The sequence below is a fragment of the Actinomycetospora sp. CA-084318 genome (assembly GCF_050955885.1).
Lineage (GTDB): Bacteria > Actinomycetota > Actinomycetes > Mycobacteriales > Pseudonocardiaceae > Actinomycetospora.
Genome location: NZ_CP192098.1, coordinates 319260 through 345646 on the forward strand (window position 1 = coordinate 319260; position 26387 = coordinate 345646).

Below are 26387 nucleotides of genomic sequence, written 5' to 3' on the forward strand. Positions count from 1 at the left end.
GCGCCGCACGCCGGGACGGCATCGATCCCGTCCGTCAGGGCAGGTCGCGCTCCCGCTCCGTCCCGACGACGGACCCTCCCGCCCCGATCCCTGCGCCGTCCGGCCGAACCGACCCGCGCCGTCGTCACGAAAGCCCCGACGTCTCCGGCCTCCGCGGCCGGGGCGCACCCGGCGAAGGAGCCCCACCCGTCATGAGACCGTCCCGCGCGGCCGGGCCCGACGTGACCGCGTCCCCGCGGCCACGTCCGGCGCCCGACACTCCTGCTCCGGTCGACGCGGACGTCACCGACGCCGACCTCGTCGCCCGCCTCGCGCAGCGCGACACGGGCGCCCTCGACCTCCTGTACGCCCGGCACGGGCGCGCGGCCTACTCGCTCGCCCGGCGCATCTGCGTCGACGAGGGCCTCGCCGAGGACGTCGTGCAGGAGGTGTTCCTCGTGCTCTGGCGGGACCCGGAGCGGTTCGACCGCACGCGGGGCACCGTCATCAGCTGGCTCCTCACGCTCGTGCACCACAAGGCGGTCGACGCGGTGCGCCGCGAGGCCACCCGTCGTCGCCACCACGTCCCCACCGACGAGCCCGAGGCCGGGCTCGACACGTCCGCCGTGCCGTCGGCCGACCGCGCCGCCCTCGGCTCCGTCATCGCCGAGCACGTGCGGGCCGCCCTGCGCCACCTGCCCTCCGAGCAGCGCCAGGCCCTCGGCCTCGCCTACTACGGCGGCTACACCCAGCGGGAGGTCGCCTCGATCACCGGCGTGCCGATCGGCACCGTGAAGTCCCGCATGTTCACCGGCGTGGCGAAGCTGCGCGTCCTGCTCGCCCCGGTGCTCGGCACGTCCGGGCTCGAGCTGCTCGGGGACACCTGGTGAGCGGCCCCGGGATCCCGCACGACGGCGAGCTCGCGGGCGCCGTGGTCGGCCGGGCGCTGCACGCCCTCGAGCCGGAGGAGGAGGACCGCGTCACCGAGCACCTGCGCTCCTGCGCGCCGTGCCGGTCGCTGCTCTCCGAGACCCACGCGACGATGGCCGCACTGGCCCACGCCGTCGCCGACGTGGACCCGCCGGCCGGGTTGCGGGACCGCATCCTCGCCGCGGCGGCCGCCGAGCCCGTCGACCCCGCACCGACCCCGGCGGCGTCGGTACCCACGGTGGCGGAGGCCGGGCCCCCGACGGCGCCGACGCCACGCCCGACCCCCGCGCCCGCGGCGCCCGCCACCCCGGCCCCCCGGCGGCGCGGCGTCGCCGTGCTCGCGCTCGTCGCGGTCGTGGCCGGGATCGTCGTCCTGTCCGCCCGGGGTCTCGCGACCGGCCCGGCGACCGATGCGCGCGTCGCCTCGGCCGCCCGCGCCGACCAGGTGATCACCTCGGCGGAGGCCCGGAACCCGGACGTCCGCCACGCGGCCCTGCTGCAGCCCGGCGGCTCGGTGCTGGCGGTGGTGCTGGACGACGGGACCGTGCCGCGGGTCGTCCCGGTCGACGTCCCGGCGATCGGGGCGAACCGGAACTTCGTGCTCTGGCGCGTCGCCGGGGGCCAGGCCACCGCGGTCGGGACCTTCGACGCGGCGGGCACCTTCACCGCGACCGGACAGCGCCCGACCACCGGGCTCGCCCAGGGCGCCTACGCGGTGTCGGCCGAGCCCGCGGGCCTGGTCCCGGACCGGCCGTCGTCGGTGGTGGCGAGCGGGCCGCTGATCTGACGCCGCGCCCCGGCGCGGGCCGGACGGACGAGCCGCGTCGTCCGGCGGGACGACGCGCGCCGTGCGCCTCCCGCCGGACCCCGTGCCGCGACCCGGTCCGCCGTTCGTCGCGTCGTGTCGCTGTCCGGCCGCAGCACCGCCGTGGCGCGCCGCGCGACTCGGCGTCACTGTCGGGGGGTCTGGCTACCGTGGACGGCGGTCGGGGACACGCGACGGCGCGTGGCCGGGCCCGGCGTCGGAGCGGTCCGGCGCGGCACGGAGGACGGGGAGGCGTGCGCATGGCGTCTGGTGCGGCTGCTCCCGCCGACGTCCTGCCGCGCGTGCCGGGGCCGCGCGGCGCCACCCGGCCGATGCTCGCGTCCGACGGCGACCTGCCGCGCGGCGCCGGGTGGGCGTTCGAGTTCGTCTGGTCGGGTCTGCGCTGCTTCGCCTGCGCCCGCGACGGGCAGCTGCGTCTGATCGACTCCGACGGGCACGACGTCACGTCCGGCTTCCCCGAGCTCGCCCTCCCCGCCGCGGAGGGTCTGGTGCTCGACGGCGTGGTGGTGGCGGAGGACCCGGTCGGGCGCCCGAGCATGTCGCTGCTGCGCCGCCGCCGGCGCGTCGCACGGCCCTCCCGGGCCCTCGTCAGCGGCACGCCGGTCTCGTACTACGTCTTCGACGTGCTGGAGGTCGAGGGCCGCTCCACCGCCCGGCTGCCCTACCGGCAGCGCCGGGAACTGCTCGGCGGGATCGACCTCGCGGGCGGCCACCTCGTGGTGCCGCCGTCGTTCACCGGCGTCGGGGCGGACGAGATCGTGGCCGCGGCCCGGCAGTACGGCCTCGAGGGCGTCGTCGCCAAGCGTCTGGAGTCCACCTACCAGAGCGGCCGGCGGTCCCGGAGCTGGATCACCGCGGAGATCACGCGCTCGCAGGACGTCGTGGTGGGCGGCTGGCTCCCGCCGCGGGGCCGTCGCGACGGGGTCGGGTCGCTGCTGCTGGGCGTGCCGTCCGACGGGGTGCTGCGCTACGTGGGGCGCGTGTCCACCGGGGTCACCGCCGCGGCCCGCCGCGAGATCCTGGACGCGTCCGCGGGGCTGGACCGCCTCGTCAGCCCGTTCCACGGCGACCTCCCGACCGACGTCGAGGGCGCGGCGCAGTGGGTGGCGCCGCGGCTGGTGGGGCGGGTGGAGCACCGCCGCTGGACGCCCACCGGGCTGCTCGGCCGACCGGTCTGGCAGGGGCTGCGGGCGGGCACCCACCCGGCCACGGTGCACGCCCCGGTGCTGGCCGCACCGGTCGTCGCGACGGATCTCGCGCTCGACGATCTCGAGACGATCGACCGACCGACCACGCTGCGCCCCGGGAACAGGCGCGCCGTGGACGCCGTCGTACCGCCCGAGACCGAGGCGCCCGGCGTCCTGGTCCCGGCGGCCGCCGACGTGGTGGTGCCGGACGCCGAGGTCGAGGCGGCGCTGCGCTCCCGCTACTCGGCGCACTTCGTGCACAACGCGCTGACCGCGATCGCGGCGTTCGTCCGGGTCGATCCGACGCGCGCCCGCGAACTGCTCACCGAGTTCGCCGACTTCACGCGCTACTCGTTCCGCACCGCCGACACGACCACCACCGTGGCCGAGGAACTGCGCAACGCCAAGCGCTACCTCACGTTGGAGCAGGCCCGCTTCGGCGCCCGGCTCGGGGTGGAGATCACGGTCGGCCCCGAGGTGGAGAACGTCGTGCTCCCGCCGTTCGTGGTCGCGCCGCTGGTGGAGAACGCCGTGCGCCACGGCATCGAGCCGGTGCTCGGCGGCGGCACGGTCCGGATCACCGCGGCCGGCGCCGGCGCCGACTGCGTGGTGACGATCTCCGACGACGGCGCCGGCATGGGGCCGGAGGCGTCCCGTGCCGCCTCCCAGGTCGACGCCCGCCACGGCGGCATCGCGGAGGTGTCCCGGCGGCTGCGCGCCGCGTACGGCGGCCGCTGCGACCTGCACGTCGACAGCCGGGCCGGCAGCGGCACCTCCGTGCGCCTCCGGGTCCCGGCCACGCGGGCCGAGGCGCCGGCCGGTCGGCTGGTCGGCTGAGGGCGTCCCCCGTCCCCCGACGGGCTCACCGGGGGACGCCCCGTCGCCGGTCAGTCGTCGGTCTGGGCGCAGTCGGCCTGCGGGCCGGACAGGATGCTCCCGAGGATCGGGACCTGCAGCCCGCAGGCGTTCACCGGCAGCAGCGTGAGGTCGTTGAGCACGCCGACGTTGCCGTTGCCCGAGGGGCCGTCGCGCCCGTCGGTCCGGGTGTGGGCCGACGCCATCGGGGCCACCGCGGTGAGGGCGGCTGCCGACAGCGCGAGGGCGGCGATGGGAGTGGCGGCCCGCCGGCTGGGCCGACGCGGGGCACGGTGCTTGGCCACAGTGGTCCTCCTGAGTCCTGGAGTAGTCCGGTCGACCGTTCGGCGCAGCTGCCCCGCGACGAGCGGTCGAGTGGGGACTCTGCGCCTCTGTGACAGGTGGGGCCATTGGTGCGCCGACATCGACCCGGATGGTGTGGCTCGTCGAGCGCGAGGTCGAGCGGTCCGGTAGAAGGGTCAAGCGGTCGTTCTGCTGCGGCGAACGGGTGAGGCGTCGGAATCGCTGCCACCGGCACCGGACCCGGCGGCGGCCCGGCAGGATGGCGCCCCGTGCGCATCCTCGCCGTCGACTGGTCCGGGGATCTGCGGGCGGCGGCGAAGCGCATCCGGATCGCCGAGGCGGAGCCGGGCCGGCTCCTGGACGTCCGGGGCGGGCTGGATCGCGCCGGAGTGGGCGAACTGCTGCTGGACCTGCGTGACCGGGACGAGCCCGTCGTCGTCGGGATGGACTTCTCCTTCGGCCTGGCCGGGTGGTTCGCCGAGGCCCACGACGCGACGACCCTGCCGGAGCTGTGGGACGTCGCGCGCGACGAGGGGGAGGCGTGGCTGCGCGCGTGCGAGCCGCCGTTCTGGGGCCGCGCGGGCACGCGGAAGCCGGGAGACGTCGAGCTCTACCGCGACACCGAGCGCGAGGCCCGGGACCGCGGGCTCAACCCGCTGTCGACGTTCCAGATCGGCGGCGCGGGCGCGGTCGGCACCGGCTCCGTGCGGGGCATGGCGTTGCTGGGCGCCTGGCGTCGGGCGGGGATCGGGGTGTGGCCGCTCGACGCCGCACCCGGTCCGCGGGGCGTGCTCGTCGTCGAGATCTACCCGCGGGCGATGACCGGGCCGGTGGTCAAGTCCTCGCCGGCCGCGCGGCGCGCCCTCGTCGACGCCGATCCCCGCATCCCGGCCGGCCTGCGTGCCGCCGCGACGGAGACCGAGGACGCCTTCGACGCCGCGTTCGCCGCGCTCGGTATGGCCGACCACGCGGCCGAGCTGGCGGCGCTGCCCGCCCGCACCGATGCCCCGTCGCGTCGCGAGGGTCGGCTGTGGCTGCCGCCTAGAGGGCGACGGCCACCTCGCTGAACGTCAGCCCCAGCTGGTCCGCGGCCTCCGCGAGCACCGCCTGCACGGCGAGGGTGTCGTCGAGCGGCATCACGGCCGACTCGGTCCGCCCGGCCCGCAGGCAGGCGTTCACCTCGACGATCTCGTGCGAGTAGCCGGCCCCGGTCGCGGGGAGCTCGAGGCGCTCGCCGGGGTCGTCGGGGGACCGGTGCACGACGATCGTCGTCGGGTGGTGGAAGCGGGGGAGGACGTCGATCCAGCCCGTGGAGCCGAAGATGCGGGCCTGCCCGGGCGACGGGGAGTGGAACGACGTCTGGGCCGTGGCGAACCGCCCGTCCTCCCAGGCGAGGAGCAGCGCGTTCTCCGCGTCCACCCCCGTCGTCTCCATCCGGCCCACCGCGTGCACCTGCGCGGGGTTGCCGCCGAGCACCATCTGCGCGAAGGAGACGGGGTAGACGGCGAGGTCGAGCAGGGCGCCGCCGCCGAGCTCGGCGTTGAACAGCCGGTCGGCGGGGTCGACGTCGCGCACGGTGCCGAGGTCGGCCTGCACCGACCGCACCTCGCCGATCTCCCCGGCCTCGTAGATCTCCCGGGCCCGCACGACGGCGGGTTGGAAGCGCGTCCACATCGCCTCCATCGCGAAGACCCCGTGGCGCCGGGCCGTGTCGACCACGCGCCAGGCGCCGGCGAGGGTCGCGGTGAACGTCTTCTCCACCAGCACCGCCTTGCCCGCCTCGAGACAGGCGACGGCGAGGTCGGCGTGCTGGGGGTGCGGGGTGGCGATGTAGATCGCGTCGACGTCCGGGTCGTCGACCAGCGCGCGGTAGGAGCCGTGCGCCCGCGCCGCGCCGTGCTCGGCCGCGAACGCCTCGGCGCGCTCGGCGGACCGGGAGCCGACGGCGGCCAGCTCGGTGCCCTCGACGGTCACGAGGTCGCGGGCGACTCCTCCCGCGATCCGGCCCGGTCCGGCGATGCCCCAGCGGATGGTCTGCACGGGCGTCAGCCTGTCACGAGGTCCGCTACAGCGAGCCACCGAGGAGGTCGACGTCCTCGGCGGTGCCGGAGACGACGAGCTTGCCGTTCTCGGCGCGCAGGTCGGTGGCCGTGATCGAGAACGGCAACTGGCCGGGGTCGAGGCGGGCGGAGTAGTTCCCGAGCCGGGAGCGCAGCGCGCTCGACACGGCGCTCGACACCGACGACGGGGCGTCACCGGAGTCCACCGCGATGTCCCGGGCCGAGAGCACGATCTGCCCGCCGGCGAGCCGGAAGGTCGCGATGACCGAGGCGCGGACCTGCTGGCCGAGCACGGTCGTCGTCGAGGTCAGCTCCACCGCCTGCGAGGGGTCGATGCTCGCGACCTTCGACCCGCGCGCCGCGAGGGTCTGCTCGGTGACCGGCTGCACCGTCACGTCGGAGACCTTGAGGATCCGCGCGAGGTCGGCGGGGTCGACCTGCGCGCTGGCGGTCACCGTCCGCGCGGGGATGGAGCGGACGGTGCCGTCGATCAGCGACTGCGGCGGCAGCGAGACGTCCCCGAGGTCGGCGACCAGCGTGATGTCGCGCAGCTGGCGGTACGGGATGTGCTCGGCGGTCAGCGTGACCGACGGGTACTCCCCGGCCGCGGCCTGCGTGAGGAACGGGAAGCCGTGGATGTCGACGCTCGGCTCGGCGTCCAGCCGCAGCTGCGTCTGCAGCTGCGAGGCCACCCGGTCCTGGGCCACGAACCGGGCTCCGACGTCGACGCCCACCAGCAGCGCGGCGAGCACGGCCAGGGTGATGAGGAATCCGCGCATCACCCGTCAGTGTCCGCCACGGGCGATTCAGTGCGCGAAGTGCCTCGAGATCACCAGGCGCTGGATCTGGTTGGTGCCCTCGAAGATCTGCATGATCTTGGCCTCGCGCATGTACCGCTCGACCGGGAAGTCGCGGGTGTAGCCGGCGCCGCCGAACACCTGCACGGCGTCCGTGGTCACCTTCATCGCCGCGTCGGTCGCGACGAGCTTCGCGACGGAGGCCTGGCGCGAGTACGGGACGCCCGCGTCCTTGCGGCGGGCCGCGTCCAGGTAGGTGGCGCGGGCCGAGTCGACCGCGGCGGCCATGTCGGCGAGCACGAAGCCGAGGCCCTGGTGGTCGACGATGCGCTTGCCGAACGCCTGCCGCTCGTTCGCGTACTCGACGGCGGCGTCGAGCGCGGCCTGCGCGAGCCCCACGGCGCACGCGGCGATCCCGAGGCGCCCGGAGTCGAGCGCGGCGAACGCGATCTGCAGCCCCTGGCCCTCGTCGCCGATCCGGCGGTCGGCCTCGATCACCCCGCCGTCCCACGTGGCGCTCGTCGTCGGGACCGCGTGCAGGCCCATCTTCTCCTCGGGCCGGCCGAAGGTGAGGCCCTCGGTCTGCCCGGGGGCGAGGAAGCAGGTGACGCCGCGGCTGCCCTCGCCCGTGCGGGCGAACAGCGCGTAGAAGTCGGCCTTGCCGCCGTGGGTGATCCAGGCCTTCTCACCGGTGATCCGGTAGTTCCCGTCCTCGCCCTGCTCGGCCCGGCAGCGCAGCGCGGCGGCGTCCGAACCCGCGTGCGGCTCGGAGAGGCTGTACCCGCCGACCAGCTCGCCGGCGAGCATCCGCGGGAGCCACTCCTGCTTCTGGGACTCCGTGCCGAAGGTCGCCACCGGGAAGCACGCGAGGCCGTGCACGCTCGTCGTCACCGCGACCGTGGCCCACCGTGCGGCGAGCTCCTCGAGGACCTGCAGGTAGACCTCGTAGGGCTGCGCGCCGCCGCCGTACTCCTCCGGGTAGGGCAGTCCGAGCAGGCCGGTCTCGCCGAGGGTGTGGAACAGGCCCTCGGGATACATCCCGTCGCCGCGCTCGTGGTCGTCCACGCGGGTCGCCAGCTCCTTGTCGGCGACCTCGCGGGTGAGCTCGATCAGCGCCCGGGCCTCGTCGGTGGGCAGGAGACGGTCGACAGCCATGTCACGTCCTATCGGTACTGATAGCGGAACGTCAGTACCGATGAGAGTAGCGCCGGCGCGCTAGGATTTCCAGATGGCCTCACCGGTGCGCCGCGGCGCGGCACGGCGCGACGAACTCGCCGACGCCCTCGTCGAGCTGGTCCTCGCCGAGGGGTTCGCGGGCTTCACCCTCGACGACGTCGCCGCCCGGCTGCGGTGCTCCAAGCGCACGCTCTACGGGCTCGCGGGGTCGAAGGAGCAGCTGGTGACGGCGGCCGTGGTCCGGTTCTTCCGGGCGGCCACCGAGCGGGTCGAGGCGGCGGTCGCCACCCGCTCCGAACCCGCCGACCGGCTCGCCGCCTACCTCCGCGCCGTCTCCGCCGAGCTCGCGCCGGCCTCGGCCGCGTTCTTCGAGGACGTGGCGTCCTTCGCGCCGGCCGCGGACATCTACCAGCGCAACACCCGGGTCGCCGCGCGCCGCGTCCGCGAGATCATCACCGAGGGCGTGGAGTCCGGTGCCTTCCGCGACGTGCACGTGGCCTTCGCCGCCGAGGTCGTCGCGTCGACCATGGAGGCCATCCAGCAGCGGCGGATCGCCGCGACGACCGGGCTCGACGACGCCGAGGCCTACGAGCAGCTCGCCACGTTGCTCGTGCGGGGGCTGCGTTCCTGACGACGAGGCCGCCCGGGAACGACGAACGCCGGGTCCCGCGGCGGGACCCGGCGTCTCGTGGAGCTGGCGGAGGATACGGGATTCGAACCCGTGAGGGGGTTAGCCCAACACGATTTCCAATCGTGCGCCTTAGGCCGCTCGGCCAATCCTCCGTCGACGAGAGTACAGGGGCTCCTCGGAGCCGCGGGCGCCCGACCCCACCCCGTCGGCCGCAGGTCCGCGGACCGGTACAGTCGTCCCCGGACCCCGCGCGGCGTCCATCCTGTGAACTCCCCCAGGGCCGGAAGGCAGCAAGGGTAAGCGGGCTCTGGCGGGTGCGCGGGGTCCCCTTCTTTCCCCGGGGCCGGGGTGTCGGACCCCCCGCGTAGCCTCGCGATCGTGGCACTCGCGCTCTACCGCAGATACCGACCCGGCACCTTCGCCGAGGTCGTCGGGCAGGAGCACGTCACCGAGCCGCTGCGCACCGCGCTCACCGCCGGCCGGATCAACCACGCCTATCTGTTCTCGGGTCCGCGCGGCTGCGGGAAGACGTCGTCGGCGCGGATCATGGCCCGCTCGCTCAACTGCGAGCAGGGCCCCACGCCCGATCCGTGCGGCGTCTGCGAGTCCTGTGTCGCGCTCGCGCCGAACGGGCCCGGCTCGCTCGACGTCACCGAGATGGACGCGGCCAGCCACGGCACCGTCGACGAGGCGCGCGACCTGCGGGACAAGGCCGCGTACGCCCCGGTGAACTCGCGGTACCGCGTCTTCATCATCGACGAGGCGCACATGGTCACCACGGCGGCGTTCAACGCGCTGCTCAAGGTGGTCGAGGAGCCGCCGGAACACCTGATCTTCGTGTTCGCGACGACGGAGCCGGACAAGGTCCTGCCCACGATCCGGTCGCGGACGCACCACTACCCCTTCCGGCTCCTGCCGCCGAGCACGCTGCGGGCCCTGCTCGAGCGCATCTGCGACGAGGAGGGCGTCCGGGTCGAGCCGGCCGTGTACCCGCTGGTCATCCGCGCGGGCGGGGGCTCGGCCCGTGACTCGCTCTCGGTGCTCGACCAGCTGCTCGCCGGTGCCGACGAGCAGGGCGTCACCTACGCGCGGGCGGTCGGGCTGCTCGGGGTCACCGACGTCGCGATCCTCGACGACGTCGTCGACGCCCTCGGCGCGCAGGACGGCGCCGCGGTCTTCGGCGCGGTCGACCGGCTCGTCGAGGCGGGGCACGACCCCCGCCGGTTCGCCGCCGACCTGCTGCAGCGCCTGCGCGACCTGATCCTCGTCCACGCGGTGCCCGACGCCGCGGACAAGGGCCTGGTCGACGTCCCGGCCGACGAGATGGCCCGCATGGTCGACCAGGCGCAGCGCCTCGGGCCCGCCGCGCTCGCCCGGCACGCGGAGCTGGTGCACACGGCGCTCACCGAGATGCGCGGGGCGACGGCGCCGCGGCTGCTCCTCGAGCTCGTCTGCGCGCGGATGCTGCTGCCCGCGGCGTCGGCGTCGGACGCGGCGCTGGTGCAGCGACTCGAGGGCGTCGAGCGACGGCTGCAGGCCGGGGCGACGGCGAGCGCGGGTGGTCCGTTGGTCGTTCCCGACGACGGACCGGAGCCGGCGGGCGAGCCCCGCTTCCAGCGCCCCTCGCAGCGTCCCCCCGAGCCCACCGCGCCGGCCGGCCCCGCACCCACGTCGCCGCCTCGCGCGGACGAACAGGACGCCACCGTCGCGCCGCCCACCGGCCGACCGACGGCCACGGTCGAGGCCCCCCGTCCCGAGCGGACCGAGGCCCCCCGTCCCGATCGGACCGAGGCCCCCGCGCCCCCGCGCGAGCCGGCTGCGCAGGCTCCTCGTCCGGAGCCGGCGCGCGAGGCCCCGGCCCGCCCGGAGCCGTCGGGTCCGGAGCCGGAGCCCGCCGCGCCGGCAGCGCAGACCGCGTCGGCCGCCCCCGGCGCGATGACCGCGGCCGACCTGCGGCGGGTGTGGTCGGAGGTCATGGCCGCCGTGCGGGAGGGCAACAAGCCCACCCACGCACTGCTGCAGAACGCCACGGTCGCCGCCGTCGAGGGCACCACGGTCGTGCTCGCGATGCCGACCGCGCCGCTCGCCCGCCAGCTCTCCCAGCCCAACCGGGCCGGCCACGTCACCGCGGCGCTCTCCCGGGTGCTCTCCGGGGAGTGGGCGGTGCGGGCCACCGACGCGGCGGGCCAGCAGGCGGGCGCCCCGCCCCAGGACGGCGGTCGCGGGGGCGCGCCCGCGCGCGCGGCCGCCCCCCAGACGCCGCAGCGCCCGTCCCGGCCGGAGCCCGCGCCCGAGCAGCAGCGCCCGTCCCGCCCCGAGCCGCAGCGGGCGGAGAACGGCGCGGCGGGCGGCCGGCCGCAGTTCCAGCGTCCGAGTGCCGCCCGTGCCGCCGCGGGTGGAGCGCCCGCGCCCGCCGCCGAGCGCCCGCGCCCGGCGAGCGCCCCGCCGGACATCCCGCCGCCCCCGGAACCGCCGGAGGACGACGAGGTGACCGAGGAGGACATGTACGCCGAGGCGCACGCCGACCCCGGTGGCGGCGAGCGGGTCGCGGCGCGCAACCCCGACGACGCGGCGATGGAACTGCTCACCCAGCACCTCGGCGCCCGCCGCGTCGACGGCCGCTGAGCCGGGCCGTTCCCGAGATGTACGTGGGGCAGGTTCCGGAGCTCGATGTCCTGCCTGCTGTGACCCTCGGCGCGGCCCGGTCGACCGACGCCGCCGTGAGGTGCACACAGGGCAGGACGGAGGGCTCGCGAACCTGCCTGCTGTGACCCTCGCGGGGGCGCCGGCGGGTGTGGGTCCGCCTCAGCCGAGGACGCGCCCCAGGAAGTCGATCGCGCGCGGGTAGGCGTCCAACCGGTTGGCGCGCTTGGCCAGCCCGTGGCCCTCGTCGTCGTAGACCACCAGCTCCACCTCGACCCCGTTGCCGCGCACCGCGGCCGCGACCTGCTCGGCCTCGGACAGCGGCACCCGCGGGTCGTTGGCGCCGTGGATGACGAAGAGCGGGGCGCGGACGTCGGTGATCCGGTTGAGCGGCGACGCCGACTCCAGGAACTCCCGGTCGCGCTCGAGCGAGCCGTACTCCCGCTCCCGGTGCGCGCGGCGGTACGGCGAGGTGTTCTCCAGGAACGTCACCAGCGACGAGATGCCGACGATGTCCACGCCCGCGGCCCACCGCTCGGGCTGGAACGCGACGCCCGCGAGCACCATGTAGCCGCCGTACGACCCGCCCCAGAGCGCCGACCGCGTGGGGTCCAGGTCGAGCTGCGGCAGGAAGTCGTGGATCGCGGCGAGGTCGGCGACCGAGTCGAGGCGGCGCTCGACGTCGTCGAGGGAGTACCAGCGCTTCCCGTAGCCCACCGATCCGCGCACGTTCGGCACCAGCACGGTGTGCCCCTGCGCGACCAGCGCCTGCGTGATCGGCGAGAACGAGCGGACCGACTGCCCCTCGGGCCCGCCGTGGATGATCAGCACGCTCGACCCGGTCGGCGCCGCGGGGGAGTAGACGAAGCAGGGGACGGTCTCGCCGTCGGGCGTGGGGATGCCGACGCTGGTCGGGGTGACCAGGTCGAGCCCGTCGAGGTCCTCGGACCACGACGCGACCGTGCCCGTCCGCCCGGTCGCGGCGTCCACCAGCACGACGTCCGCCGCCACGGTCGGCGAGGTCCACGTCAGCGCGAGGCCCTGCGAGTCGGCCGACCAGCGCGGCAGCGTGAGGAAGTCCCCCACCCCGACGCCGGGCGTCACCACGTCGCGCAGGTGGGCGCCGGTCCCGGCGTCGTGGATCGCGAACCGCGAGGACCCGTCGTCGTCGGTGACGACCAGCAGCAGTCGCCCGTCGGGGGAGAGCCGCCCCGAGACGTCGTGCGCGTCGTCGGTGACGAGGTAGGAGACCGTTCCCGACGAGGGCTCCAGGCGGGCGATGCCGGTCCGGTCCCGTCCGGTGTTCGTCGTGACGAGCGCGGCCGAGGAGTCGGGCAGCCACTGCAGCCCGCCGAAGATCGCCGGCTCGTCGGCGGAGGTGACCTCGGTGGTCCCGCTGCCCGAGAGCAGCAGCACCTGTGAGCTCAGCGCGGGTGTGCCCGGCCGGGTCATCAGCGCTGCCGACCCGTCCGGCGCGACCGCGGCACCGCCGACCATGCCGCCGCCGTCGTAGAGCACCGTCTCCTCGCCGGTGGCGACCTGCCGCAGCACGAGGTCGAAGTCGACGCCGTTGCGCCGGTTCGTCGCGTAGACGACCCGGCCGTCGTCGAGGACCTCGGCGAGCGAGTGGATGAACGCGGGGTCGCGGACGAGCGGCTCGAGGTCGTCGGTCCCGAGCGGGGCGTCGACGTCCGCGGGGCGCAGCAGGGAGAGCTGGGCGCGCTCGTCGCCGTCGGTGTCGTGCGAGACGACGATCGTCCGGGGCTCGACCCCCTTGAGGTAGCGCCCGGAGCACGCTCCCGGCAGCGCCGTGAGCGGCCGGCGGGTGCCGTCGGGGTCGAGCTCGACGAGCTGCACGGTGCCGGAGGTGTCGTCCCCGGCGAGGACCCGGCCGTCGGCCGCCACGTCGAAGGCCCGCCACGTGCGGGCGGACAGGAGGCGGGTCACGAGTTCGGCGGTGTCGCTCACGGGCCCACCCTGCCAGCCGCGACCCGCAGGCGTCGTCGGGAACGGCGGAGCCCCTACCCTGGGGGTGTGCAGCCAGGACAGCCGGACATGCCCGACATGGGTGCCCTCCTCCAGCAGGCCCAGGCCATGCAGGAGCAGCTGATGAACGCCCAGGCCGAACTGGCGGAGACCGAGGTGACCGGCCAGGCCGGGAACGGTCTCGTCACGGTCACCCAGACCGCCGCGGGTGAGATCCGCGGGATCACGATCGACCCGAAGGTCGTCGACCCCACCGACGTCGACACCCTGCAGGACCTCGTGCTCGGCGCCCTCGCCGACGCGGCCGACGCGGCGCAGCAGCTGCAGGCCGAGAAGATGGGCCCGCTCGCGGGTGGGCTGGACATGGGCGGCGGCCCGCAGTTGGGGATGTAGGCAGCGTGTTCGAAGGCCCGGTCCAGGACCTGATCGACGAGCTCGGCCGGCTCCCCGGGATCGGGCCGAAGAGCGCCCAGCGCCTGGCGTTCCACCTCCTCGGTGCCGAGGAGGCCGACATCACGCGCCTGCAGGACGCGCTGGGCAAGGTCAAGGCCGGCGTCGTGTTCTGCGAGGTGTGCGGCAACGTCAGCGAGAAGCAGCGCTGCCGCATCTGCGCGGACGCCCGACGGGACGCGACGCTGGTGTGCGTCGTCGAGGAGCCCAAGGACGTCATGGCCGTGGAGCGCACCCGCGAGTTCCGCGGGCGCTACCACGTGCTGGGCGGCGCGCTCGACCCGATGGGCGGCATCGGGCCCGACCAGCTCCGCGTCCGCGAGCTGCTGCGACGCATCGGTGGCCAGCCCACCGACAGCGGCGAGCAGGAGCCGGAGATCAGCGAGGTCATCCTCGCGATGGACCCGAACACCGAGGGCGAGGCCACCGCGACCTACCTCGTCCGCCTGCTCCGCGACTTCCCGGGCCTCACGGTGACGAAGCTGGCCAGCGGCCTGCCGATGGGTGGGGACCTGGAGTTCGCCGACGAGCTGACGCTGGGCCGGGCGCTCGCGGGCAGGAGGCCTACGGCCCTGTGAGTACTAATCCGTGCTCTGGCACGGATTAGTACTCACGGGTGTTCACCTCAGGGCCCGGTTCACCGCCGACACCACGGCCTTGAGCGACGCGGTGAGGATCGAGCCGTCGATGCCGATGCCCCACACCTCGACGTCGGCCCCGGCGCCGTCGCCGACCGCGGCCTCCACGTAGGCCGCGGCCCGCGCGTCGTCGCCGGCGGCCATGGCGTGCTCGGCGTAGTCGAGGACGCGCACGTCGTAGCCGACCGAGGCGAGCGCGTCGACGAAGGCGGCGATCGGGCCGTTGCCGACGCCGGTGACCTCGTGCACCTCGCCCTCGACCTTGAGCGTCGCGGTCAGCTCGGCCTTGCCGTCGTCGTGCGTCGCGACCCGGGAGCTGACGAGCTCCAGCGGGCTGCGCCGCATCAGGTACTCCTCGGCGAAGATGTCGTACATCTCCTTGGCCGAGACCTCGCCGCCCTCGGTGTCGGTGACCTCCTGGACGCGCCGCGAGAACTCGATCTGCAGCCGCCGCGGCAGCTCCATCTGGTGCTCGGTCTTCATCAGGTAGGCGACGCCGCCCTTGCCCGACTGCGAGTTGACCCGGATGACGGCCTCGTAGGTGCGGCCGACGTCCTTCGGGTCGATGGGCAGGTAGGGGACCTCCCACGGGTGGTCGGCCACGTCGTGCCCGGCCGCCGTCGCCTCGACCCGCATCGCCTCGAGGCCCTTGTTGATGGCGTCCTGGTGCGAGCCGGAGAAGGCGGTGAACACCAGGTCGCCGCCCCAGGGGTGGCGCTCGCCGACGGGCAGCTGGTTGCAGAACTCGACGGTGCGGCGGACCTCGTCGATGTCGGAGAAGTCGATCTGCGGGTCGACGCCCTGGCTGAACAGGTTCATCCCGAGGGTCACCAGGCAGACGTTGCCGGTGCGCTCGCCGTTGCCGAACAGGCAGCCCTCGACGCGGTCGGCGCCCGCCTGGACGCCGAGCTCGGCGGCGGCGACCCCGGTGCCGCGGTCGTTGTGCGGGTGCAGCGACAGGATGATCGAGTCGCGGCGCGCGAGGTTGCGGTGCATCCACTCGATCGAGTCGGCGTAGACGTTCGGAGTCGCCATCTCCACCGTGGCCGGCAGGTTGACGATCATCGGCCGCTCGGGGGTGGGCTCCCAGACGTCGCCGACCGCGTCGACGATCTCCTTGGCGTAGGAGAGCTCGGTGCCGGTGTAGGACTCGGGGGAGTACTGGAAGCGCCAGTCGGTGCCCGGGCGCTTCTCGGCCTCGGCGCGGACCAGCTTCGCGCCGTCGGTGGCGATCTTCGTGATGCCGTCGCGGTCGGAGCGGAACACGACCCGGCGCTGCAGGATCGACGTCGAGTTGTACAGGTGCACGACCGCCGAGTGCGCGCCCTCCAGCGACTCGAAGGTGCGCGTGATCAGCTCCGGACGGGCCTGCGTCAGCACCTGGATGCGGACGTCGGAGGGGACCGCGTCCTGGGTGATGATCTCGCGGACGAAGTCGAAGTCGGTCTGCGAGGCGGCCGGGAAGCCGACCTCGATCTCCTTGTAGCCCATGCGTACGAGCAGGTCGAACATGCGGCGCTTGCGGGCCGGGGACATCGGGTCGATCAGGGCCTGGTTGCCGTCGCGCAGGTCCACCGCGCCCCAGAGCGGCGCCTTGGTGATGACCGTGTCCGGCCAGGTGCGGTCCGGCAGCGACACGCGCTCGACCAGGTCGGCGAAGGGCTTGTAGCGGTGGACCGGCATGTGACTGGGCCGCTGGGTGTTCCAGAACGGCTGGTCGGCCGGGATGTCGCCGTCGGGGTGGACGACGGTCTCGCGGATGCCGGCGGCCGGCATGTCAGGGGTGATGCTCATCAGGGTCTCCGTGCGGCGGTGCAGGAATCCCGGAGGTGTGGGTTCCGGGCCGACCGGCGAGCGCGCATCACCCGCGGCAGGGGGCCGGTCTCGGTCAGACCCCGCCGCGGCTGGGAAGGAGCAGCACGCTGAACATCGCCTGCCACGGTAGACCCAACCACCCCGGTGCGGGCAAGCGGGCGCACCCCGTGACGCGAACCACCGCTCGGCGAACAACCGGATGCGCGGTACCGGTTCGACTTACCAGCGGGTAGTGATGCGTGCCATCATCTGCACCATGACCCAGGACGCCGACACCGGCTCCCAGCGCAAGGCGAACACCTCGGCCGACCTGCGTGCGCTCGCGAGCAAGTCGCTCACCCTCGCCGCGTCGGTCATCAAGATCTTGTGCACGATCTTCGCCGCGATCCTCGTCATCCACATCGTGCTGACGGTGGCCTCGGCGAACCCGCAGAACGGGATCACGACGTTCTTCGCGGACGCCGCGAACAGCCTCACCCTCGGCATCGGGGACCTGTTCCTGCCCGCGAGCGAGTCGCTGAAGGTGATCCTGAACTACGGCCTCGCCGCCGTCGTCTGGCTGGTCATCGGAGCGGTGGTCGCGCGCATCCTCAACGCGCTGGCGCCCTGATCACAGGCCCGCTGCGGGCGCTCTGACCTCGGATAGGGTGGACGGCGACATTCGTCCACCCCACGAACCCGGAGGTCGGTCGCCGTGGCGCTCGTCGTCCAGAAGTACGGCGGGTCGTCCGTCCAGTCCGCGGAGCGCATCAAGCGCGTGGCGGAACGGATCATGCGCACCCGCAAGGACGGCAACGACGTCGTGGTGGTCGCCTCCGCGATGGGCGACACCACCGACGAGCTGACCGATCTGGCGCTCGCCGTCCACCCGGCCCCGCCGCCCCGCGAGCTGGACATGCTCCTGACGTCCGGCGAGCGCATCTCCAACGCGCTGCTCGCCATGGCGATCAACGCCCTGGGCGGGCGCGCGCGGAGCTTCACCGGCTCGCAGGCCGGGATGATCACCACCGGCAAGCACGGCGACGCCCGGATCGTCGAGGTGACGCCGGGGCGCATCTTCTCCGCGCTGGCCGAGGACGGCGTCGCGCTGGTCGCGGGCTTCCAGGGCGTGAGCGCGGACTCCAAGGAGATCACCACGCTCGGCCGGGGCGGCTCGGACACCACCGCCGTCGCCATGGCCGCGGCCATGCAGGCCGACGTCTGCGAGATCTACACCGACGTGGACGGCGTCTACTCCGCCGACCCGCGCATCGTCCCGAACGCGAAGCTGCTCGAGACCATCACCTACGAGGAGATGCTCGAGATGGCCGCCTGCGGGGCCAAGGTGCTGCACCTGCGCGCGGTGGAGTACGCGCGCCGCGAGGGCGTCCCGCTGCGGGTGCGGTCCTCGTACACCGACCAACCCGGCACGACGATCGTCGGGTCCATCGAGGAGCTCAGCGTGGAACAGGCCGTCCTCACCGGGGTCGCGCACGACCGGTCCGAGGCCAAGGTGACCGTCGTCGGCGTGCCCGACCAGCCCGGCTTCGCCGCCCGCATCTTCCGGGCCGTCGCCGACGTCGACATCAACATCGACATGGTGCTGCAGAACATCTCGCACCTGAAGACGGGCAAGACCGACGTGACGTTCACGCTGCCGGTCAAGGACGGCCCCCGTGCGGTCGAGGCGCTCTCCGCGGTGCAGGCCGAGGTCGGCCACGAGGAGGTCATCTACGACGAGCACGTCGGCAAGGTGACCCTCGTCGGCGCGGGGATGCGCAGCCACCCCGGCGTCACCGCCACCTTCTGCGAGTCGCTCGCCGAGGCCGGCGTGAACATCGAGATGATGAACACCTCGGAGATCCGCATCTCCGCGCTCATCCGCGACACCCAGCTCGACGACGCCGTGCGCGCCCTGCACGAGGCCTTCGACCTCGGCGGCGACACGGAGGCCGTCGTCCACGCCGGTACCGGTCGCTAGGAGATCCGCATGACCACCCTCGCCATCGTCGGCGCCACCGGCGCGGTCGGCTCCGTCATGATCGACATCATCGACGCCCGCGAGACCGTGCCGTGGTCGGAGATCCGGCTCATCGCCTCGCCCCGCTCGGCCGGGAAGCGCCTCACCGTCCGCGGGCAGGAGATCGAGGTGATCGCGCTGTCCGAGGAGGCCTTCGACGGCGTCGACATCGCGATGTTCGACGTGCCCGACGAGGTCAGCGCCACCTGGGCGCCCGTGGCCGCCGCCCGCGGCGCGATCGCGGTCGACAACTCCGGGGCCTTCCGCATGGATCCCGACGTCCCGCTGGTCGTCCCCGAGGTCAACGCCGAGGCCGCGCACACCCGCCCCAAGGGCATCGTCTCGAACCCGAACTGCACGACGCTGTCGATGATGGCGGCGATCGGGGCCCTGCACCGCGCCTTCACCCTCACCGAGCTCGTCGTCGCGAGCTACCAGGCCGCGTCCGGCGCAGGCCAGGAGGGCATCGACCGGCTGCAGGCCGAGGTGTCCGCCGTGGCGGGCAAGGACGTCGGCCACCGGGCGGGCGACGTGCGCGAGGCGCTCTCGGCCGCGGGGCTGCCCGCGGAGTCGCCGTTCCCCGCGCCGCTCGCGCTCAACGTCGTCCCGTGGGCGGGGTCCTGGCGCGACGGCGGGTGGAGCTCCGAGGAGCTCAAGGTGCGCAACGAGTCGCGCAAGATCCTCGGGATCGACGACCTCAAGGTGTCGGCCACCTGCGTGCGTGTCCCCGTCGTCACCACCCACGCCCTGGCCGTGCACGCGACGTTCGCCTCGCCGGTGGAGGTCGAGACCGCCCGCCAGGTGTTCGCGGCGCAGCCCTCGATCGTCGTGGTCGACGAGCCGCGGGAGGGTCGCTTCCCGACCCCGGCCGACGTCGTCGGCGAGGACCCCACCTACGTGGGCCGCATCCGGCAGGCGCTCGACTTCCCGAACACGCTCGACTTCTTCGTGTGCGGGGACAACCTGCGCAAGGGCGCGGCGCTCAACACCTACGAGATCGCCGAGGAACTCGTGCGTTCCTGATCCGCGAGGTGTCACCCGTCGGTGGCAGTGGGTAGCTCGGGTTCTTCCCACCACTGCCATCGACCCGAGGTGACCGTGAGCGCGAACGGATCCGGCAACAGCAACGACCTCACCGCGGGCGTCGCCACCGACGACGCCGGCATCCCGGTGCAGAGCCAGGAGTTCTCCATGACGGTCGGGCCCGGCGGCCCGATCCTGCTCCAGGACCACTACCTGATCGAGCAGATGGCGAACTTCAACCGGGAGCGCATCCCGGAGCGCCAGCCGCACGCGAAGGGCTCCGGGGCGTTCGGCACCTTCGAGGTGACCCAGGACGTCTCGCGCTTCACGAAGGCCGCGGTGTTCCAGCCCGGCGAGGTCACCGAGGGGATCATCCGGTTCTCCACCGTCGCCGGGGAGCGCGGCAGCCCCGACACCTGGCGTGACCCGCGTGGGTGGTCGCTGAAGCTGTACACCCGCGAGGGCAACTGGGACATGGTCGGCAACAACACGCCGGTCTTCTTCGTCCGCGACCCGATGAAGTTCCAGAACTTCATCCGCAGCCAGAAGCGCCGCGCCGACAACGGGCTGCGCGACCACGACATGCAGTGGGACTTCTGGACCCTCTCGCCGGAGTCGAAGCACCAGGTCACCTGGCTGATGGGCGACCGCGGGGTCCCGGAGACCTGGCGGCACATGAACGGCTACTCCAGCCACACCTACATGTGGATCAACGCCGCGGGCGAGGAGTTCTGGGTCAAGTACCACTTCATCTCGGACCAGGGCGTGCAGTGCATGACCCAGGACCGCGCCGACGAGATGTGCGGGATCGACAACGACCACCACCGCCGCGACCTGTTCGAGGCCATCGAGCGCGGCGAGTTCCCGTCGTGGACGTTGAAGGTGCAGATCATGCCCTTCGAGGACGCCCGCACCTACCGGTTCAACCCGTTCGACCTCACCAAGGTCTGGCCGCACGGCGACTACCCGCTGCAGGAGGTCGGGCGGCTCACGCTGAACCGCAACCCGGTCGACTTCCACACCGAGATCGAGCAGGTCGCGTTCGAGCCGAACAACCAGCCGCCCGGGCTCGGTCTGTCGCCCGACCGCATGCTGCTGGCCCGCGGGTTCGCCTACGCGGACGCACACCGGGCCCGGCTCGGGGTCAACTACAAGCAGATCCCGGTCAACGCGCCGAAGAACCCGACGAACGCCCAGACCCACGCGGGCGCGATGCGCGTGGTGAACAGCGTGGACCCGGTCTACGTGCCCAACTCGAAGGGCAGCCCGCAGGTGCCGCAGGGCCACGTGGAGCAGCCGCCGAGCTGGTACGCCGACGGCGAGATCCAGCGGGCCGCGTACGTGGCGCACCCGGAGGACTCGGACGAGGGCCAGGCCCGGACCCTGATGATGGAGGTCTGGGACGACGACGCCCGCGACCGCTTCGTCACGAACGTCTCCGGTCACCTCGCCGGCGGCGTCGGCGAGGACGTCCTCGAGCGGGCGTTCGAGTACTGGCGCTCGATCGACCGGGGCATGGGCGACCGCGTCGAGCAGGCCACCCGGGAGCTCCTCGGCCAGGAGACGAAGCAGCTCGCGCAGAGCTGAGCGACCCCGACCCCTGATCCGAACGAACGGCACTCTCGCGCACATAGGGTGCGCGAGAGTGCCGTTCGCTCAGGGCGGGCAGGTGGGAATCAGCCCGATCAGCCGACCTTGACGTCGTACCGGTCGGCCATCATCACCTTGTCCCACACGGCGACGAAGTCCCGCACGAAGCGCTGCCGGCCATCGCTGCCGGCATAGACCTCGGCGACGGCTCGGAGCTGCGAGTTCGACCCGAAGACGAGGTCGTTGCGGCTCGCCTGGAACACCGGGCGGCCGCTCTCCCGGTCGTCCAGGGTGAACGCGGTGCCGGCGTCGTCGGCCTTCGTCCACGCGTAGTCCATGCTCGTGACGGCGTCGAAGAAGTCGGTGGTGAGCACCCCGACGCGGTGGGTGAACACGCCGACGCCCGACCCGTCGTGGTTGCAGCCCAGCGCCCGCAGGCCACCGGTGAGCACCACCCACTCCGGGGCGGACAGGCCCAGCTGCGCCGCCTTGTCGAGAAACATCTCCTCGGGGGCGATCGAGGTGATCTGCGGGAAGGACTCGAGCCGGTAGTTGCGGAACCCGTCGACCACCGGGGCCAGCCACTCGAACTGCGCGACGTCGGTCTGCTCCTGGGTCGCGTCGACCCGGCCCGGCGTGAACGGCACCGAGACCTCCACCCCGGCGGCCTTCGCGGCCTGCTCGACCGCGACGCAGCCGCCCAGCACGATCACGTCGGCGAGGCTCGCGCCGCCGGCCTCGGCCACCTCGCGGAGCTTCGCGACGACGGGGACGGTGCGGGCGTTGATCGCCCAGTCCTTCTGCGGGGCGAGGGCGATCCGGGCGCCGTTCGCGCCGCCGCGCTTGTCGGTGTCGCGGTAGGTCACCGCCGACGAGAAGGCGGTGTAGGCGAGGTCGGAGACCGACAGCCCGGCGTCGAGCACGGCCTGCCTGAGCCGCGTGACGTCCGCGTCGGAGAGTGGGGCGCCCTCGGCGGCGGGCAGCGGGTCCTGCCAGATGAAGTCCTCCGCGGCGACCTCGGGGCCGAGGTAGCGCGACTTCGGGCCCATGTCGCGGTGGGTCAGCTTGTACCAGGCCTTCGAGAACTCCTGGGTGAAGTAGTCGAAGTCGGCGAGGAAGCTCTGGCAGATCTCGCGGTAGACCGGGTCGACCTTGAGCGCGATGTCGCTGGTCATCATCATCAGCGGGTGCTCGACCCCGTCGAGGTGGGCGTCCGGGGTCTTCGGGGCGTCCGCGTCGACCGGCTTCCACTGCGAGGCGCCGGCCGGGCTCTGCGTCTGCTCCCACTCGAGGCCGAACAGGTTCTCGAGGTAGGAGTTGTCCCACTGCGTGGGGTTCTGGGTCCACGAGCCCTCGATGCCGTTGGTCATCGTGTGCTCGGCGTTCCCGCTGCCCTCGGGGTTGTGCCAGCCCAGGCCCATCGCCTCGATCGGCGCGATCTCCGGCGGCGCGCCGATCCGGTCGGCCGCGACCGCGCCGTGGCTCTTGCCGAAGGCGTGGCCACCCGCGATCAGGGCCACCGTCTCGACGTCGTTCATGGCCATCCGGCCGAAGGTGATGCGGATGTCCTTCGCGGAGGCGGCCGGGTCGCCGTTCGCCTCCGGGCCCTCGGGGTTGACGTAGATCAGGGACTGGTGCGAGGCCGCGAGCGGCTGCGCGAGCTCGTAGTCCGCGTCGCCGGGACGGCCGGTCCAGCGCTCGCCGCGGATGACCATGTCGTCGTAGGACGTCACGTCGGTCATGTCGATGTACTCGGGGCCCCAGTAGGTGGCGTCGTCGGCCTCCCACGCGTCGCGGCGGCCGCCGCCGAAGCCCGTCGTCGGGAAGCCCATGACCTCCAGGGCGACGTTCCCGGTGAGGATCATCAGGTCGGCCCAGGAGAGCGCCGAGCCGTACTTCTTCTTGATCGGCCAGAGCAGGCGGCGCGACTTGTCGGTGTTGCCGTTGTCCCACCAGCTCGAGATCGGCGCGAAGCGCTGCATGGCCTGGCCGGCGCCGCCGCGCCCGTCGGCGATGCGGTAGGTGCCGGCGGCGTGCCACGCCATCCGGATCATCTGCGGCGCGTAGTTGCCGTAGTCCGACGGCCACCAGGGGACCGACGTCGTCATGAAGTGGCGGATGTCGGCCTTGAGCTCGGCGAGGTCGATCGAGGCGAAGGCCGCGGAGTAGTCGTCGTCGGAGAGCGGGTTGGCCGCGGCCCCGTTGCGGTGCAGCTGCTCGACGCGGAGCCGGTCGGGATACCAGTCGGACAGGGTCGGCGGGCTGGTCTCCGCCCCCGCGATGCGGTTGCCCCCGAAGGGACACGCACCTTCGAGGACGTCGGAGTACTCGGCGTAGTCGGTCACGTGCGGGCCCCTTTGCTGGAGGACGTTCGGCACCCGCATACCCCGGCCCGCGGGACCGAACCGGAGCCGCCGGTGGGCCCCCGGGGGGCAAGGGACGCCTCACCTATCGTGGGGCGGCTCTCGGCATGGCCGGGCAGGAATCGGGCGATCCTCGTGTTGGACACACCGTGAGCGGCCGGAGAGCACCGGCCGCGGGAGGAGAGAGACACATGACCACCGCGCCCATCACGAGCCCGCTGCCCGCCGAGGCACAGGACGTCGTCGGCCGGGTGCTGCAGGAGGCCGTCGCCGACCTCACCGACCTCTCGCTGATCGGCAAGCAGGCCCACTGGAACGTCCTGGGCCGCACCTTCCGCGACGCCCATCTCCACCTCGACGAGCTCGTCGACCTGGCCCGCACGCAGACCGATGAGGTCGCGGAGCGCGCCGCCGCCCTGGGCGTCTCGCCCGACGGGCGCGCGGAGACGGTCGGCAAGACGAGCGGGCTGCCCACCTTCGACGAGGGCTGGCACTCCGTCGAGGACGTGACCGCGAAGATCGTGGAGATCCTCGCCGTCGTCATCGAGCGGCACCGCGCCCGCATCGCCGCGACCTCGGAGCCGGACCCGGTCACCGAGGACCTGCTGATCGGGCAGACGGCGAAGCTCGAGGAGGCCCACTGGATGTGGCAGGCGAAGCAGGCCGCCTGACGTCCGCCACCCCCTCCGCGTGAGGGGAACCCTCGCACCACAAGAGCGTCGGATCCTCCCCTCGCGTCCGGCGGTACCGATGACCGCCCGGATGCGAGGGGAGGATTCTGTCGTTCCAGCAGCATGAGGGTTCCCCTCACGCGGGGCCGGTGGGGTCAGTACTTCGACCGCGCGGCCGCGTCGAAGTAGTGGCCCTTGTCCAGGTCCTCCAGCAGCCCGGGCCCGGTGGGCGTCCAGCCGGTCAGCTCGCGGGTGACCGCACTGCTCGCGGGGCTGTCGAGGCCCAGGAAGCCGGCGAGGAAGCCGAAGTGGTCGCCGAGCCGGTCGGCCGGGACCGACTCCACCGGCACCGCGAGGTGGCGGCCGATCGTCTCCGCGATCTCACGGATCGGGATGCCCTCGTCGGCCACGGCGTGCAGCACCGACCCGGCCGGCGCGACCTCGATCGCCAGCCGGAACAGGCGGGCCGCGTCCTCCCGGGCCACCGCGGTCCACCGGGCCGCGCCGTCGCCGGGGTAGCCCGAGGCACCCCGTTCGCCGGCGATGTCGACGAGCCGCGGCACGAAGCCCGCGTCGCCCTCGCCGTGCACGGTGGGCGACAGGCGCACGACGGACGTCCGCAGGCGCGGCGCCAGCGCGAGGACGGCGTCGCTCGACGCCTGGCGGCCGGCGGCCATCGAGCCCGGGTCCGGGAGGTCCCGCTCGGTCGCCGGCTCGCCCGACGCGAGGCCGAGGATGCCGCTCGCGATGGTGAGCGCCCCACCGTCGGGCAGACCCTCGCCGAGCGCGGTGATCGCGGCGACGTCCGAGCCGACGGCGTCGGCGAAGCCGCCCGTGAAGGCGATGTCGTGGCGGAAGGCCAGGTGCACCACGGCGTCGGCGCCCGCCGCGGCCGACCGCAGGACGTCGAGGTCGGTGACGTCGCCCCGCACGGCCGTGGCGCCGGCCGCCTGGACGGCCGCCGCGGAGGCGTCGGAGCGGGCGAGCCCGGAGACGGTGTGACCGGCGGCGAGCAGTTCCGGGACGACGGCCGAGCCGATCCAGCCGGACGCACCGGTGACGAACACGCGCATGGGAACTCCTTCGATGTCAGTGACTGACATCGACGCTACACCCTCATGTCAGAGTCTGACATCCCTAGGATCGGAGCCATGGGTCGATGGCAGCCGGGGGCGCAGGGACGTCTGCAGCACGCGGCGATGGAGCTCTTCGGCGAGCGCGGCTACGACCGGGTGACCGTGGCGGAGATCGCGGACCGGGCGGGCCTGACCGAGCGCACGTTCTTCCGCCACTTCGCCGACAAGCGCGAGGTGCTCTTCGCCGGCCAGGACGACTTCCACGCGGTGATCCTCGAGGCCCTCGACGCCGCGCCGCCCGAGCTGGGCGCGTTGCCCGCCGTCGTCCTCGGCCTGGAGGCCACCGGACGCTGGCTCGACGACGAGCGTCGACCGCACTCCCGGGCCCGGCAGGAGGTCATCGACGCCCACCCCGAGCTGCAGGAACGGGAGCTGATCAAGCTCGCGCGGGCCGGAACCGCGATGGCGGAGGTGCTGCGGGGCCGCGGCGTTCCCGACGGCGAGGCGGTGCTGGCCGCCGACGTCGGCGTCGCGGCCTACCGGCTCGCCTTCGCGCGGTGGGTGCTCGACGACGAGCACGACCTGCCCTGGCACCTCCGCGCCGCCGTCGAGGTGCTCCGCGCCGTGGTGGCCTGAGTCAGCCCCGCGCCTCGCCCAGGTGGCCCCGAGCCGCCTCCTCGAGGTGCGTGAGGTCGCTCGCGACGCTGCACCAGGTGAAGCCCTCGGCGAAGCGCCGGGCCGCGACGGCGCCGCTCGGGGTGTGGATGCCGGCGACGATGCCCGCGGCGGCGCACGCGGCCCGGACCCGTTCGAGGGCCCGGTCGAAGACCTCGTCGTACGCCGGGTCGTCCGGCGCGGCGCCGCCGAGGCCCAGGCGCAGGTCGGAGGGGCCGATGTAGAGCCCGTCGACGCCCGGGACCGCGGCGATCTCCTCGACCGCCGCGAGCCCCTCCGCCGTCTCGATCATGGGCAGGCAGAGCACCCGGGCGTCGGCCTCGGCGGGCCTCGTCGGGAAGCGCAGCTCCGCGCGGACCGGGCCCATCGAGCGGCGTCCGGTCGGCGGGTAGCGGCACGCGGCGACCGCGGCGCGGGCGTCGTCGGCCGAGTTCACCATCGGGATGATCACGCCCGCGGCGCCGGCGTCGAGGGCCTGCCCGATCCAGAACTGCTGGTTGTCCTGCACCCGCACGAGCCCCGGGCAGCCACGCGCGTCGAGCGCCGTGAGGCCGTTCAGCAGGGCGCGGTAGTCGAGCAGGCCGTGCTGGGCGTCGAAGCAGACGTAGTCGTAGCCGACGCCCGCGATCCGCTCCACCGCCTGCGGGTTGTCCGACAGGACCCAGTAGCCGATCGTCCGCGCGCCGCTGCGCAGCTGGTCCGCAAGCACGGAGG

At 73.7% G+C, this 26387-nt stretch carries 23 protein-coding genes, 1 tRNA gene and 1 other RNA gene; 15 read left to right on the top strand and 10 right to left on the bottom strand.

The window, feature by feature from the left end; genetic code table 11:
* Positions 1-191: 191 nt before the first annotated feature.
* The 3 genes from ACQPYX_RS01570 to ACQPYX_RS01580 all read left to right on the top strand — a co-directional run bounded on the left by ACQPYX_RS01570 (position 192) and on the right by ACQPYX_RS01580 (position 3759).
* The gene (locus tag ACQPYX_RS01570) at positions 192-869 is read left to right on the top strand and encodes an RNA polymerase sigma factor (RefSeq protein ID WP_433801159.1); all 678 of its coding nucleotides are present in this window, start codon (positions 192-194) and stop codon (positions 867-869) included.
* The gene (locus tag ACQPYX_RS01575; RefSeq protein WP_433801160.1) at positions 866-1696 is read left to right on the top strand and encodes an anti-sigma factor domain-containing protein; all 831 of its coding nucleotides are present in this window, start codon (positions 866-868) and stop codon (positions 1694-1696) included. Before ACQPYX_RS01570 ends, ACQPYX_RS01575 begins: the two co-directional genes overlap by 4 nt.
* A gap of 278 nt (positions 1697-1974) precedes the next feature.
* The gene (locus ACQPYX_RS01580; protein ID WP_433801161.1) at positions 1975-3759 is read left to right on the top strand and encodes a histidine kinase; all 1785 of its coding nucleotides are present in this window, start codon (positions 1975-1977) and stop codon (positions 3757-3759) included.
* A 50-nt stretch (positions 3760-3809) separates the two neighbouring features.
* Here the strand turns inward: ACQPYX_RS01580 and ACQPYX_RS01585 are convergent, their stop codons facing one another.
* On the bottom strand, positions 3810-4082 hold the full coding sequence (locus tag ACQPYX_RS01585; protein ID WP_433801162.1) for a hypothetical protein: 273 nt from the start codon (positions 4080-4082) through the stop codon (positions 3810-3812).
* Between the two features lie 267 nt (positions 4083-4349).
* On the opposite strand from ACQPYX_RS01585, the gene ACQPYX_RS01590 reads away from it, so the two are divergent.
* Positions 4350-5147, top strand: coding sequence for a hypothetical protein (locus ACQPYX_RS01590; RefSeq protein ID WP_433801163.1), 798 nt, complete (start codon positions 4350-4352; stop codon positions 5145-5147).
* Here ACQPYX_RS01590 and ACQPYX_RS01595 read toward each other — a convergent pair.
* From ACQPYX_RS01595 to ACQPYX_RS01605, 3 genes are read right to left on the bottom strand one after another with little or no spacing between them, the layout of a single operon-like run.
* Positions 5122-6120, bottom strand: a complete 999-nt coding sequence (locus ACQPYX_RS01595; protein WP_433801164.1) for a Gfo/Idh/MocA family protein — start codon at positions 6118-6120, stop codon at positions 5122-5124. The genes ACQPYX_RS01590 and ACQPYX_RS01595 overlap by 26 nt on opposite strands.
* A 25-nt stretch (positions 6121-6145) precedes the next feature.
* Positions 6146-6919 carry an LmeA family phospholipid-binding protein gene (locus ACQPYX_RS01600; RefSeq protein ID WP_433801165.1) on the bottom strand — a complete coding sequence of 258 codons (774 nt, stop codon included), beginning with the start codon at positions 6917-6919 and terminating at the stop codon, positions 6146-6148.
* A gap of 27 nt (positions 6920-6946) precedes the next feature.
* Positions 6947-8092, bottom strand: coding sequence for an acyl-CoA dehydrogenase family protein (locus ACQPYX_RS01605; RefSeq protein WP_433801166.1), 1146 nt, complete (start codon positions 8090-8092; stop codon positions 6947-6949).
* A gap of 73 nt (positions 8093-8165) precedes the next feature.
* Here ACQPYX_RS01605 and ACQPYX_RS01610 point away from each other — a divergent pair, with 73 nt between their 5' ends.
* On the top strand, positions 8166-8744 hold the full coding sequence (locus ACQPYX_RS01610; protein WP_433801167.1) for a TetR/AcrR family transcriptional regulator: 579 nt from the start codon (positions 8166-8168) through the stop codon (positions 8742-8744).
* A gap of 64 nt (positions 8745-8808) precedes the next feature.
* On the opposite strand, the gene ACQPYX_RS01615 is transcribed toward ACQPYX_RS01610, so the two are convergent.
* Positions 8809-8896, bottom strand: a tRNA-Ser gene (locus ACQPYX_RS01615).
* Positions 8897-8982: 86 nt separating this feature from the next.
* Here ACQPYX_RS01615 and ffs point away from each other — a divergent pair.
* Both ffs and ACQPYX_RS01625 read left to right on the top strand, forming a co-directional pair.
* An RNA gene (ffs, locus tag ACQPYX_RS01620) (signal recognition particle sRNA small type) lies at positions 8983-9077 on the top strand.
* A gap of 45 nt (positions 9078-9122) precedes the next feature.
* Entirely contained in the window at positions 9123-11369 is a 2247-nt protein-coding gene (locus ACQPYX_RS01625) for a DNA polymerase III subunit gamma and tau (protein ID WP_433801168.1), read from the top strand.
* 180 nt (positions 11370-11549) lie between these two features.
* Here ACQPYX_RS01625 and ACQPYX_RS01630 read toward each other — a convergent pair whose 3' ends face one another.
* Complete coding sequence (locus ACQPYX_RS01630) at positions 11550-13355, bottom strand: S9 family peptidase (protein ID WP_433801169.1); 1806 nt, start codon at positions 13353-13355, stop codon at positions 11550-11552.
* An 87-nt stretch (positions 13356-13442) separates the two neighbouring features.
* On the opposite strand from ACQPYX_RS01630, the gene ACQPYX_RS01635 reads away from it, so the two are divergent.
* Positions 13443-13766, top strand: coding sequence for a YbaB/EbfC family nucleoid-associated protein (locus ACQPYX_RS01635; RefSeq protein WP_218891505.1), 324 nt, complete (start codon positions 13443-13445; stop codon positions 13764-13766).
* A 5-nt stretch (positions 13767-13771) separates the two neighbouring features.
* Positions 13772-14401, top strand: coding sequence for a recombination mediator RecR (gene recR, locus ACQPYX_RS01640; protein ID WP_433801170.1), 630 nt, complete (start codon positions 13772-13774; stop codon positions 14399-14401).
* A gap of 42 nt (positions 14402-14443) precedes the next feature.
* On the opposite strand, the gene leuA is transcribed toward recR, so the two are convergent.
* Positions 14444-16237: a 2-isopropylmalate synthase gene (gene leuA / locus ACQPYX_RS01645; protein ID WP_433803652.1), complete on the bottom strand. Its 1794-nt coding sequence runs from the start codon at positions 16235-16237 to the stop codon at positions 14444-14446.
* A gap of 295 nt (positions 16238-16532) precedes the next feature.
* On the opposite strand from leuA, the gene ACQPYX_RS01650 reads away from it, so the two are divergent.
* The 4 genes from ACQPYX_RS01650 (at position 16533) to ACQPYX_RS01665 (ending at position 20885) form a co-directional block, all read left to right on the top strand.
* Positions 16533-16886 carry a hypothetical protein gene (locus ACQPYX_RS01650; RefSeq protein WP_230757054.1) on the top strand — a complete coding sequence of 118 codons (354 nt, stop codon included), beginning with the start codon at positions 16533-16535 and terminating at the stop codon, positions 16884-16886.
* An 84-nt stretch (positions 16887-16970) separates the two neighbouring features.
* The gene (locus tag ACQPYX_RS01655) at positions 16971-18236 is read left to right on the top strand and encodes an aspartate kinase (protein WP_285591016.1); all 1266 of its coding nucleotides are present in this window, start codon (positions 16971-16973) and stop codon (positions 18234-18236) included.
* Between the two features lie 9 nt (positions 18237-18245).
* Positions 18246-19298, top strand: a complete 1053-nt coding sequence (locus tag ACQPYX_RS01660) for an aspartate-semialdehyde dehydrogenase (protein WP_433801171.1) — start codon at positions 18246-18248, stop codon at positions 19296-19298.
* 75 nt (positions 19299-19373) lie between these two features.
* Positions 19374-20885, top strand: a complete 1512-nt coding sequence (locus ACQPYX_RS01665; protein WP_433801172.1) for a catalase — start codon at positions 19374-19376, stop codon at positions 20883-20885.
* Positions 20886-20983: 98 nt separating this feature from the next.
* Here the strand turns inward: ACQPYX_RS01665 and katG are convergent, their stop codons facing one another.
* Positions 20984-23233 (bottom strand): catalase/peroxidase HPI, encoded by a 2250-nt coding sequence (katG, locus tag ACQPYX_RS01670; RefSeq protein WP_433801173.1) that lies wholly within the window; start codon positions 23231-23233, stop codon positions 20984-20986.
* A gap of 209 nt (positions 23234-23442) precedes the next feature.
* Here katG and ACQPYX_RS01675 point away from each other — a divergent pair, with 209 nt between their 5' ends.
* A complete protein-coding gene (locus ACQPYX_RS01675) occupies positions 23443-23922 on the top strand; it encodes a Dps family protein (protein WP_433801174.1) in 480 nt (159 codons plus the stop codon).
* Between the two features lie 155 nt (positions 23923-24077).
* On the opposite strand, the gene ACQPYX_RS01680 is transcribed toward ACQPYX_RS01675, so the two are convergent.
* Positions 24078-24995: an SDR family oxidoreductase gene (locus ACQPYX_RS01680; protein WP_433801175.1), complete on the bottom strand. Its 918-nt coding sequence runs from the start codon at positions 24993-24995 to the stop codon at positions 24078-24080.
* A 78-nt stretch (positions 24996-25073) separates the two neighbouring features.
* On the opposite strand from ACQPYX_RS01680, the gene ACQPYX_RS01685 reads away from it, so the two are divergent.
* Entirely contained in the window at positions 25074-25634 is a 561-nt protein-coding gene (locus tag ACQPYX_RS01685; protein ID WP_433801176.1) for a TetR/AcrR family transcriptional regulator, read from the top strand.
* Position 25635: 1 nt separating this feature from the next.
* Here the strand turns inward: ACQPYX_RS01685 and ACQPYX_RS01690 are convergent, their stop codons facing one another.
* Positions 25636-26382 carry an HpcH/HpaI aldolase family protein gene (locus tag ACQPYX_RS01690; RefSeq protein WP_433801177.1) on the bottom strand — a complete coding sequence of 249 codons (747 nt, stop codon included), beginning with the start codon at positions 26380-26382 and terminating at the stop codon, positions 25636-25638.
* Positions 26383-26387 lie beyond the last annotated feature (5 nt).

Coding starts and splice junctions, on each gene's coding strand:
- ACQPYX_RS01570 (WP_433801159.1), top strand. CDS start 192: ATGAGACCGTCCCGCGCGGCCGGGCCCGACGTGACCGCGTCCCCGCGG.
- ACQPYX_RS01580 (WP_433801161.1), top strand. CDS start 1,975: ATGGCGTCTGGTGCGGCTGCTCCCGCCGACGTCCTGCCGCGCGTGCCG.
- ACQPYX_RS01600 (WP_433801165.1), bottom strand. CDS start 6,919: ATGCGCGGATTCCTCATCACCCTGGCCGTGCTCGCCGCGCTGCTGGTG.
- ACQPYX_RS01605 (WP_433801166.1), bottom strand. CDS start 8,092: ATGGCTGTCGACCGTCTCCTGCCCACCGACGAGGCCCGGGCGCTGATC.
- ACQPYX_RS01610 (WP_433801167.1), top strand. CDS start 8,166: ATGGCCTCACCGGTGCGCCGCGGCGCGGCACGGCGCGACGAACTCGCC.
- ACQPYX_RS01635 (WP_218891505.1), top strand. CDS start 13,443: ATGCCCGACATGGGTGCCCTCCTCCAGCAGGCCCAGGCCATGCAGGAG.
- leuA (WP_433803652.1), bottom strand. CDS start 16,237: ATGCCGGCCGCCGGCATCCGCGAGACCGTCGTCCACCCCGACGGCGAC.
- ACQPYX_RS01650 (WP_230757054.1), top strand. CDS start 16,533: ATGACCCAGGACGCCGACACCGGCTCCCAGCGCAAGGCGAACACCTCG.
- ACQPYX_RS01660 (WP_433801171.1), top strand. CDS start 18,246: ATGACCACCCTCGCCATCGTCGGCGCCACCGGCGCGGTCGGCTCCGTC.
- ACQPYX_RS01675 (WP_433801174.1), top strand. CDS start 23,443: ATGACCACCGCGCCCATCACGAGCCCGCTGCCCGCCGAGGCACAGGAC.
- ACQPYX_RS01680 (WP_433801175.1), bottom strand. CDS start 24,995: ATGCGCGTGTTCGTCACCGGTGCGTCCGGCTGGATCGGCTCGGCCGTC.
- ACQPYX_RS01685 (WP_433801176.1), top strand. CDS start 25,074: ATGGGTCGATGGCAGCCGGGGGCGCAGGGACGTCTGCAGCACGCGGCG.